This is a genomic window from Streptomyces bohaiensis, from assembly GCF_012033785.1.
Taxonomy (GTDB): Bacteria; Actinomycetota; Actinomycetes; order Streptomycetales; family Streptomycetaceae; genus Streptomyces; species Streptomyces bohaiensis.
The window spans coordinates 1-9,152 of sequence record NZ_JAAVJC010000191.1 but is presented as its reverse complement, the minus strand read 5'-3'; the positions used below and the strand labels follow the sequence as shown (position 1 = coordinate 9,152).

9 protein-coding genes and 2 pseudogenes are annotated in these 9,152 nt (G+C 74.3%); 5 read left to right on the top strand and 6 right to left on the bottom strand.

Annotated features, from left to right (window positions below; all coding sequences use genetic code 11):
- Positions 1–20: 20 nt before the first annotated feature.
- Positions 21–110: a PaaD-like zinc ribbon domain-containing protein gene (locus tag HCN52_RS26520; protein WP_446696974.1), complete on the bottom strand. Its 90-nt coding sequence runs from the start codon at positions 108–110 to the stop codon at positions 21–23.
- 130 nt (positions 111–240) lie between these two features.
- Between HCN52_RS26520 and HCN52_RS17975 the strand changes: the two genes are divergently transcribed.
- The 3 genes and pseudogenes from HCN52_RS17975 (at position 241) to HCN52_RS26225 (ending at position 3,009) form a co-directional block, all read left to right on the top strand.
- Positions 241–1,320: a glutathione S-transferase family protein gene (locus tag HCN52_RS17975; RefSeq protein ID WP_168089472.1), complete on the top strand. Its 1,080-nt coding sequence runs from the start codon at positions 241–243 to the stop codon at positions 1,318–1,320.
- Positions 1,321–1,509: 189 nt separating this feature from the next.
- Positions 1,510–1,881 (top strand): annotated as a pseudogene (locus tag HCN52_RS25575) (VOC family protein); the annotation flags it as partial.
- An 84-nt stretch (positions 1,882–1,965) separates the two neighbouring features.
- A complete protein-coding gene (locus tag HCN52_RS26225; protein WP_312876758.1) occupies positions 1,966–3,009 on the top strand; it encodes a class I SAM-dependent methyltransferase in 1,044 nt (347 codons plus the stop codon).
- Positions 3,010–3,061: 52 nt separating this feature from the next.
- Here HCN52_RS26225 and HCN52_RS17960 read toward each other — a convergent pair whose 3' ends face one another.
- Positions 3,062–3,787, bottom strand: coding sequence for an SDR family NAD(P)-dependent oxidoreductase (locus HCN52_RS17960; RefSeq protein ID WP_168089471.1), 726 nt, complete (start codon positions 3,785–3,787; stop codon positions 3,062–3,064).
- Between the two features lie 196 nt (positions 3,788–3,983).
- Complete coding sequence (locus HCN52_RS17955; RefSeq protein WP_168089470.1) at positions 3,984–4,547, bottom strand: SCP2 sterol-binding domain-containing protein; 564 nt, start codon at positions 4,545–4,547, stop codon at positions 3,984–3,986.
- Positions 4,548–4,726: 179 nt separating this feature from the next.
- On the opposite strand from HCN52_RS17955, the gene HCN52_RS17950 reads away from it, so the two are divergent.
- On the top strand, positions 4,727–5,941 hold the full coding sequence (locus HCN52_RS17950; protein ID WP_376767152.1) for a macrolide family glycosyltransferase: 1,215 nt from the start codon (positions 4,727–4,729) through the stop codon (positions 5,939–5,941).
- Between the two features lie 191 nt (positions 5,942–6,132).
- On the opposite strand, the gene HCN52_RS17945 is transcribed toward HCN52_RS17950, so the two are convergent.
- From HCN52_RS17945 to HCN52_RS17935, 3 genes and pseudogenes are all read right to left on the bottom strand, one after another.
- Positions 6,133–6,471, bottom strand: a complete 339-nt coding sequence (locus HCN52_RS17945; protein ID WP_168089469.1) for a rhodanese-like domain-containing protein — start codon at positions 6,469–6,471, stop codon at positions 6,133–6,135.
- A gap of 236 nt (positions 6,472–6,707) precedes the next feature.
- Positions 6,708–7,658: pseudogene (locus HCN52_RS24865) on the bottom strand (J domain-containing protein); the annotation flags it as partial.
- 200 nt (positions 7,659–7,858) lie between these two features.
- A complete protein-coding gene (locus HCN52_RS17935; protein ID WP_168089468.1) occupies positions 7,859–8,257 on the bottom strand; it encodes a winged helix-turn-helix transcriptional regulator in 399 nt (132 codons plus the stop codon).
- Positions 8,258–8,370: 113 nt separating this feature from the next.
- Between HCN52_RS17935 and HCN52_RS17930 the strand changes: the two genes are divergently transcribed.
- Entirely contained in the window at positions 8,371–9,030 is a 660-nt protein-coding gene (locus tag HCN52_RS17930) for an FMN-dependent NADH-azoreductase (protein ID WP_168089467.1), read from the top strand.
- The last annotated feature ends 122 nt before the right edge of the window (positions 9,031–9,152 follow it).

The following is a 9,152-nucleotide window of genomic DNA, read 5'->3' as shown; positions in this document are numbered from 1 at the left end:
CACGGTGAGCGGGTGGAAGATCACCGCCGCACCTCCTTGACGTGGTCGAACGGCTCGCGGCAGGTGTCGCAGCGGCGCAGGGCCTTGCACGCCGTGGAGGGGGCGGCCACGGCGATCCGCCCCGGGGCCGGCCCCGTGGCCGAGCGGCGTGGCCGGACCCGAGCGGCGCGGCGGACGGCGCGGCCGGCAACCAGCCCGGACGACGAGCCCGGACGACGAGCGATGGCGAGGGAGAGCGCGATGACCGACGACCGGCAGACCAGCACGGCCCGAGACACCGGCGAGACCAGCGCGGACGGCGGCAGCGACAGCAAGGACGGCAACACCGCCTACGGACGGAAGAAGTTCAAGCGCTCCCGCAGCCACTTCGACGACCGGATCACCGCCGACGGCCGTGACGGCTGGCCGGTGGAGGCGGACCGCTACCGGCTGGTCGTGAGCCGCGCGTGCCCGTGGGCCAGCCGCGCGCTGGTCTCCCGCCGGCTGCTCGGCCTGGAGGACGCGCTCTCGCTGGGGGTCACCGACCCCCTCCAGGACGACCGCAGCTGGCGCTTCACCCTCGACCCGGGCGACCGCGACCCGGTGCTGGGCATCCGCTTCCTCCACGAGGCGTACGACGCGCGGGAGACCGACTACCCCGGCGGGGTCAGCGTCCCCGCCATCGTGGACGTGCCCAGCGGGAAGCTGGTGACCAACGACTTCCAGCAGCTCACGCTGGATCTGGCGACGGAGTGGACGGAGCTCCACCGCCCCGGCGCCCCCGACCTCTACCCCGAGGCGCTCCGGGCAGAGATCGACGAGGTGATGGACGGCGTCTACCGCGACGTCAACAACGGCGTGTACCGCGCCGGTTTCGCCACCTCGCAGGAGGAGTACGAGGCGGCGTACGCGGACGTCTTCCGCCGGCTGGACCTGCTGTCGGAGCGGCTGACGAACCGGAGGTACCTGGTCGGGGACCACATCACCGAGGCGGACATCCGGCTGTTCACGACGCTGGTCCGCTTCGACGCCGTCTACCACGGCCACTTCAAGTGCAACCGCAACAAGCTCACCGAGGACCCGGTGCTCTGGGGGTACGTGCGCGACCTGTACCAGACCCCGGGGTTCGGCGACACGGTCGACTTCGACCACATCAAGCGCCACTACTACCAGGTCCACACCGGTATCAACCCGACCCAGATCGTCCCCGCCGGACCGGACCTCTCGGGTTGGCTGACGCCGCACCACCGCGAGGAACTGGGCGGCACACCGTTCGGTGACGGCACCCCGCCCGGGCCGCCGCCGGCCGCCGAGGAGATCCCCGAGGGCTCCCGCCCCTAGCGACCGCGCCACCCCCGGGCCCGCCGCCGAACGCCTCCGAACGCCCCCGCCGGTGGCGGGCGGGCTACGGCCGGACGGCGTGATTCGGGCGTGCGCGCCCGGTCGCCCCGTGCCTACGCTGACGCGACGGACGGTCATGCGGACCGGCCGCGTCCGTGACGGCGGGGTCGGACACGGAGAGGAGCGGACGTGCTGAGCCTGGACATGATCGTGCTGGGGTGTGCCGACGACCGGCGCGCCGCCGAGTTCTGGAAGGCGGCGCTCGGCTACGTCGAGCGCGACCCGGACGACCCGGACGCCTGGCTGGTCCTGCTGCCGCCGGACGGCCGCGGACCCGGCCTGGCGATGGACGTCAGCGACCGGCCCGCACCCGAGTTCCCCCACCTCCACCTCGACCTGCACGTCCCGACCGCCGACGAGCAGCGGTCGGAGATCGAGCGGCTGGTGGGGCTCGGCGCCGAGCGGGTGCTGTGGAAGCACTATCCGGCCGACGCGGACTTCGTGGTCCTCGCGGACACCGAGGGCAACCGGTTCTGCGTCGTCGACGACTCCCTCGCCGGTGCCGCGCCGGACGATCCCCTGGCCCACGACGCGCCCCGGAGCCGGTCGGCCTCCTCCCCCGCGCGACCCTCGACCGCCGGGCCGGTGGCGGCGATCGTGCCGGAGGCGGCGGAGGACGGGACGCGCCCGGTGGCGTGGCCGCCCGCAGATCCGGCCCCCGCTCGTCCCACCTCCTCCGGACCGGTGGCGCCCATCGCCCCCACGGATCCGGGCGACGCTCCGCCCGCCGTACCCGACGGCGCCGGTCCTTTCCCCGGCGCCGCCCCTCCCGCCGCACCGCCGCCACCGCCCGCGTCGCCGCCGCAGGCCCCCGCCGGAACCGGTCCCGCGACGCCCGACGCACCGACCGTCGCACCGGCCGCACCGCCGCCGCCCACCCGCGCGCCCGGTGGCGCGGCCGGCGGACCGCCGTCCTTCCGGCCGGACGAGGCCGCGTTCGCGGGCGCCGAACATCTCGACCCCGCCTTCGTCGCCGGGTTCGACCGGAAGCAGGGCGAACCCGACCCGGAGCCGGACATCGCGTTGCTGCGGGAGCACGGCACCGGCCCCCATGCCACGGTGGTCGACCTGGGCTCCGGGACCGGCCGGTTCGCGCTGGCCGCCGCCCAGGCGTTCGGCTCGGTGGTGGCGGTCGACGTCTCCCCCGCGATGCGGGACCATCTGACGCGTGCCGCGACGGCGGCCTCAGTCACCGGCCTGACCCAGGTGGCGGCGGGGTTCCTGAGCTACGAGCACCGCGGTGCCCCGGCCGACGCGGTCCACACCCGGCACGCGCTGCACCAGTTGCCGGATGTGTGGAAGGCGGTCGCGCTCCAGCGGATCGCCGACATGCTGCGCCCCGGAGGACTGCTGCTCCTCACGGACCTGGTGTACGACTGCTCGCCGGCCGAGGCGGAGCCCATGTTCCACCGGTGGGTCGCCGACGCGGCCGCCGTGGACCCGGCGGAGGGCTACACGGCGGCGGACTACGCCGAGCACCTGCGGACGGAGTTCTCGACCTTCCGGTGGCTGCTGGAGCCGATGCTGGAGCGCGCCGGCTTCGAGGTGCTGCGCAGCGACTACCGGGGGCGGGTGTTCGCCCGCTACCTCTGCCGTCGGGTCGGCGGGACACCGCGGGACGGGGTCTGACCGGCGACGGGAAGCCCGCCGGCTGCCGGCTCTCCGTGTCGGTGGCGCGCCGTCACCGCGTGGTGTGGGCACCGCCGTTGACGTGGATGGTCTGCCCGGTGATGTGGCGGGCGCCCGGCGAGGCGAGGAAGTGGATGGTGGCGGCGATGTCGTCGACGGCGCCCGGCCGCTTGTCGTGGGTCTCCGCGACCAACCCCTCGCGTCGGCTGTCCGTCATCCGCCCGTGGAAGAGGTTGGTGTCGTCGACGAAGCCGGCGGCGATGACGTTGCTGGTGACGCCCTTCGGACCGAGCAGTGACGACAGCACGACGTTCCATGCCGCGAGCGCGGCCTTCGCCGCGCCGTAGGACCCCGCGCCGTGGTCGGCGCCGATCGCGCCGAGCGAGATGACGGTCCCGCTCCCGGAGGCCAGCAGCCGGTCGCGGACCGCGGTGGTGGTGAGGACGGCGGTGAGGAGGTTCTTGCTGAGCGCCGCGTTCCACTCGGCGAGTGTGGTCTCCAACCGGGAGTGGGCCGAGGCGGTGAACTCCGGGAGCCCTCCGGCGGAGTTCACCAGTACGTCGAGCTCGTCGCCGACCGATTCCGCCAGGCGCGCCACCTGGGCCGGGTCGGTGCCGTCGCAGACGACGCCCTCTGCTCCGCTCTCGTCGGCGGCCGCCCGCACGCGGTCCGCGTGGCGACCGGTGATCACCACGCGGTCCCCGTCGGAGGCGAAGCGCTTGGCGGCGGCGAGGCCGATGCCGCTGCTGCCGCCGGTGATCAGTACGGTCCGTGCCATGCTCCGGGCCCCCTCGGGTCCACTGCGGCGCGACCCAGCCGACCGACATGGGCGCGATGTCCGATTTCGCGCACGCTAGCAGGCGTCGACCGGTCGACCGGTCGACGCACCGGACGCAGACGGCTGACCACGTCCGACCGAGTGCTCCCGCGGCCGGCACCCCGGCGCGAGCACGGGAGCCGAGGCAAGGCGCCGCTCAGTCGGCAGTCGGTACCAGGAACAGCCGGGAGAGACCGGCGGCCAGCGCGAGGTCGCCGGCCACCCGCACCCGTCGGGCCACGTAGAGCCCGAACGGGTTGGCGGCGCCCGAGGTCAGCCGGAGGAACTCCAGATCGCCGAGGGTCAGCGTGGTGCGCGGCGCGGCCGGCGAAGCCCCTGCGCGCACCACGCAGCGGCCGGCATCCACGGTGACCTCGTAGGTCTCGGTGGTGGCCCCGACGATCTCCCAGCGGATCAGCGCGGACAGCCCGACGGCGGCCTCGGCCCGCATCTGGCAGGGCATCCGTGCGAACACCTCGTCCAGCACCCGCTTGCGCAGCACCGGATCGGCGGCGAGGTCGGCGACCTCGGCGTCGGTGAGGCCGGCGGCGAGCCGGGCGAACTCGGCGGGCGAGACGGTGGTGAGGTCCAGCGCGGCGAGCCACCGGCGCGTGACCCGATCGGGGGCGTCGGCGGGCCGCGACACGGCGCCGGGCCCCGTGTCGGAGGCGGTGGCGGCATCACGGCGCCTGCCGGTGTCGCGGACTTCCTCGGCGGTCATCGGCCGTCCCCTCGCACGCGATCGGTCACCGGGGGCGACACTACGGGCACCGAGCGCAGCGCCACAACAGGCTCTGGCAGCCGCGGGGGTGGACCACCCCGGCGGGCCCACCCGGGAGGCCCAGGCGCGCGACTTGGACACGAGACGGGACGTCTCGTACCGTAGAGTGCGCGCCCGACATGCGACGAAAGAGGAAGCCTGTGACCCGCCCCCGCCCCGCCCACATCGCCATGCTGTCCATCCCGGCCGTGAGCCACGTCTACCCGCACCTGGAGGTCATCCGGGAACTGGTGCGCCGCGGCCACCGCGTCAGCTACGCCAACGACCGACGGGTCGCGGAGCTGGTCACCGGCACCGGGGCCGAACTGGTGCCGTACACCTCGATCCTCCCGGAGGCGGACTGGCCGGAGTCGCCCGTCGCCGCCATGGACCTCTTCCTCGACGAGGCGATCCAGGTGCTGCCGCAGCTGCGGGGGCACTTCACCGACGACCGGCCGGACCTCTACCTCGCGGACATCGCGGGCGCCCCGTTCCGAGTCCTGGCGGAGACCCAGGGGGTCGGACTGGTGCAGCTCTCGCCCGCAGCGGTGGCGTGGGAGGGCTACGAGGAGGAGGTGGGCGCGTGGCTGCGCGCGCAGCCGGGCGCCGACGCCTACCGGACCAAGGCCGAACAGTGGCTGCGGCAGGTCGGCGCCACCACCACCGACCCCGACGCCTTCCTCGGCCGGCCGCCGCGGTGCATCGCGGTCATTCCCCGCGCGATGCAGCCGCACGCCGAGCGCGTGGATCCCGACCGCTACGCGTTCGTCGGGGCCTGTCTCGGTGCCCGGGACACCGCCGCCGGGTGGGAGCGCCCGGCGGCCGCGGCGGGACGGCGACTGCTGCTGGTCTCGCTCGGCACGGCCTTCACGGACCTCCCGGAGTTCTACCGCGCCTGCATCGCCGCCTTCGGCGACCTGCCCGGCTGGTACGTGGTCCTCCAGATCGGCAGGCAGACCGACCCGGCGCTGCTGGGCGAGATCCCCGCCAACATCGAGATCCACTCCTGGGTACCGCAGCCGGCGGTACTCGCCCACGCCGACGCCTTCGTCACCCACGCCGGGATGGGAGGCTCGAAGGAGGGACTGCACCACGGGGTGCCGATGATCGCCGTGCCGCAGGCAACCGACCAGTTCATGAACGCCGACCGGTTGGTCTCGCTCGGGGTGGCACGCCGGGTGGACTCCGAGGGCGTCTCACCGCTCGCGCTGCGCGCGGCGCTGCTGGAGGTTGCGGACGACCCCGGGATGAAGGAGCGGCTGGCCGAGCTGCGGGCCGAGGCACTCCGCGAGGGCGGCACCCAGCGAGCGGCGGACCTCGTGGAGGCCGCCCTGCCGCGGCCGGGTGCCGCCTGAGCGCGGTCGAGCGTCCGTCGACGGCGGGCTGCGCCGGGGCGGACGAGACGCCGCGACCGGCCGCGCCGCGCTCCGTCACCCCGCGCCTGCTGGTGTCCTGCCGTGTCCTGCCGTGCCGGAGCGTCTCCTGCCGTGACGCGGCAGGGGCCGGGGCGGGAGACCGTGGGACCGGCGGGGAAGCCGGTCCGCCGTCAGAGGACGAACGGCTGCTCGTGGTCGCCCTGCATGGCCCGGCCGGCGTCGGCCCAGGCGAGCATGCCGCCGTCGACGTTGACGGCGTCGACGCCCTGCTGCACGAGGTAGGCGGTCACCTGTGCGGAGCGGCCGCCGACCTTGCAGATCACGTGCACCCGGCCGCCGTCCGCGCGTTCAGTGATCTCGCCGAGGCGCTGCACGACCTCGCCCATGGGGATGTGCAGCGCTTCCTCGGCGCGGCCCGCGGCCCACTCCTCGGACTCCCGGACGTCGAGCAGCAGACCGTCGGCGGGCAGGGATTCGACAGTGACGGTGGGCACCTGCATGAAGTTCATGCCTGCACCCTACTCATGCCGGGCAGCGCGGCGGCACGGGCGCACGGCCCGCCGACCGCCGCCCGGGCTCAGCTGCCCTGCCCCGTGCGGGGCGCTCCGGCGCCGCCCTCGGAGTCGCCCTGGTTCCGGCTCTCGTCGGCGGACGCAGGGCCGGTGCCGGCACCGTAGCCGCTCGCCCCTCCGGCGTCCCAGCCGCCGTCCCCCTGAGCGGGGGTGGCGTAGGTGGCACCGCCGTGCAGCCGGTGCAGTTCGGCTTCGCGCTCGCCGATCTTCCGGTGCAGGTCGGCGGCGATCTCCTCCAGCAGGGCGTCCGGGTCGTCCTTGGCGAGTTGCAGCATCGAGCCGACGGCGCCGGCTTCGAGCTCCGCGGCCTCGACGGCAAGGCTCTCCTTGCGGGACGCCAGCCACTCCAGTCGGGCGGCGAGTTCCTCGGCCCGCGTGAAGGGGGTGGGCTCGGGAGCGGGACCGGCCGCCCACTCGTCGAAGAGCCGCTGCAGCGCCTCGACGTCGCCACGGGCGTAGGCCTGGTTCACCCGGGCGACGAAGGCGCCGCGGCGACCGCGCTCGGTCTCGTCGGTGACGAGGTCGGGGTGCGCTGCTCGCATCAGTTCACGGAAGAGCTTGCGCGCCTGCTCCCCGGGGCGCACTCGCGGTGGGGGTTGGACGGACTGCCCGGTCAGCATCGCCACGGCGTCCGAGCGGATTCCCTCCGCCTCCAGCCAGCCCTCGAAGAGCCCGGGAAGCTGCGGCATGGGCAGCAGCTGGGCTCGCGCCTCCTCGGCGCGGCGGCGGTCGGCCGGATCACCGGTCTGCGCAGCGATCGCCTCGGCGATCAGCGCCTCCAACTCCTCGAGTCGCTGGTGCAGGGGGCCGAGGCGCTCCTCGTGGAGCCGCGCGAAGTTCTCCACCTCGACCCGGAAGGACTCGACCGCGATCTCGTACTCGATGAGCGCGTTCTCGACCGCACGAACGGCCTGTTCCAACCGCTCCGTGGCTGCCTGGTCCGCGGCAGCCGCCGCGGCGGTGTCGTGCTCCGGCGCCGCGGGGTCTCCCGCAGCGCCGAAGGTCTCCGGGTACGGAGGAGGGGTCTCCGCCCGATCACCCGCCCCTTCGCCAGGAGCGTCGTAGGAGCCGGGCCGGTGCTGTGCGTCTTCCGGGGTGGTCACGCGGAACAGGCTACGCGGCATGGCACAGGCCGTCCCCCGGGGACGATCCCTCGTCGGACACCCCTCGCCCGGCCCGGCCGTACACCCCGCACGACTGCGGCGCGGCAGCACCGCGGGCCCGCCACGGGGCCCGCACATCGATGTTTCACGTGAAACGGACCACGCGCTCCACCTGTCCACCCGGGCCGCCGCCGCGGCCCCGCGCGCCGGCCCCACCGACCTCAGCCCTCGGTGCGGAACTGCTCGGGACAGGAGGCCGCGCCGTCCGCGAGGTGCTGGTCCGCCCAACTGGTCAGCTCCAGCATGGCGGGTCGCAGCGCATGCCCGGCGGCGGTCAGCTGGTACTGGACCCGCAGCGGCGGCCCCGCGTCGACCTCACGCGTCACCAGCCCCAGCTCGGCCAGTTCCGTCAGTCGATCGGAGAGCATGCGCTCACTGATGCCGGGCACGGAGCGCCGCAGCGTCGCGAAGCCACCCGGGCCGTTGATCAGGGCTGCGATGAGCAGCCCGGTCCACCGCTTGCCCAGCAGGGAGAACACCCGCTGTATGCCGTCCGCCGGCTCCCGGCAGACACTCTGCTCGTCGGTGCCGGCCGCCTGTCGTGCCCCGATCTCAGTCATGGCCCCAGCCTACTGGAAAACATCTTGCAGGTGCAGAAAAGTAAGCCTCTGTGGTACTAATAGCAGCGCACCCAGTGAGAGCTACTCACTTCAGGTATTGGAGGCATCACCCCATGGCAACGCTGCTGCACATCGACTCGGCCCTGGCCCGCGAGAACTCCGTCTCCCGCGCCGTGACCGCCAGCTTCCGCGAGGCATGGGAGGCCGCCCACCCCGATGGCACGGTCATCCACCGCGACCTGGCCGCCGAGCCGGTTCCCCACATCGACGCGGACGCCTACGGTGCCGGATTCGTCCCGGCCGAGGAGCGCACCGCCGAGCAGCAGAGCGCCGCGGCCCTGCGCGACCAGCTGATCCGCGAGCTCGAAGAGGCCGATGCCATCCTCATCGGCGCGCCCCTCTACAACTACGCCATTCCCTCGACGCTGAAGGCATGGCTCGACCACGTCATCCTGCCGGGTCGCACCAGCGGCACCGAGAACCCCAGCGCCGCCGGCACCCCCGTCACGGTCGTCAGCAGCCGCGGCGGCTCCTACGCCGAGGGCACCCCGCAGGAGGGCAACGACTTCGCCGTGCCGTACCTGACCCACGCCCTCGGGACCGTGCTGGGTCTGAAGGCCGAGTTCATCGTGCCCGAGCTGACGCTGGCCCGCGTCGTCCCGGCCATGTCCGGTCTGATCGACGCCGCGGACGCCTCCGCCGCCTCCGCGCACGAGACCGCCGCCACCCGCGGCCGCGAGCTCGGCGGCGAGCTGGCCGGCGCGACCGTCTGAGCGGTCCACCCGAGAACGTATCTCCGGCCACCGGACGAACGGGGGCGTCGCACGCGTGCGACGCCCCCGTTCGCGCGACCGGTGGGCGCCGGCCGCACGACGCCGGGCCGCTGCGGGGTCCG

Bases quoted from the DNA above. Each gene is read 5' to 3' on its own strand.
- HCN52_RS17975 (WP_168089472.1), top strand. From the start codon at position 241: ATGACCGACGACCGGCAGACCAGCACGGCCCGAGACACCGGCGAGACC.
- HCN52_RS17960 (WP_168089471.1), bottom strand. From the start codon at position 3,787: ATGGCACGGACCGTACTGATCACCGGCGGCAGCAGCGGCATCGGCCTC.
- HCN52_RS17955 (WP_168089470.1), bottom strand. From the start codon at position 4,547: ATGACCGCCGAGGAAGTCCGCGACACCGGCAGGCGCCGTGATGCCGCC.
- HCN52_RS17950 (WP_376767152.1), top strand. From the start codon at position 4,727: ATGCGACGAAAGAGGAAGCCTGTGACCCGCCCCCGCCCCGCCCACATC.
- HCN52_RS17945 (WP_168089469.1), bottom strand. From the start codon at position 6,471: ATGAACTTCATGCAGGTGCCCACCGTCACTGTCGAATCCCTGCCCGCC.
- HCN52_RS17935 (WP_168089468.1), bottom strand. From the start codon at position 8,257: ATGACTGAGATCGGGGCACGACAGGCGGCCGGCACCGACGAGCAGAGT.
- HCN52_RS17930 (WP_168089467.1), top strand. From the start codon at position 8,371: ATGGCAACGCTGCTGCACATCGACTCGGCCCTGGCCCGCGAGAACTCC.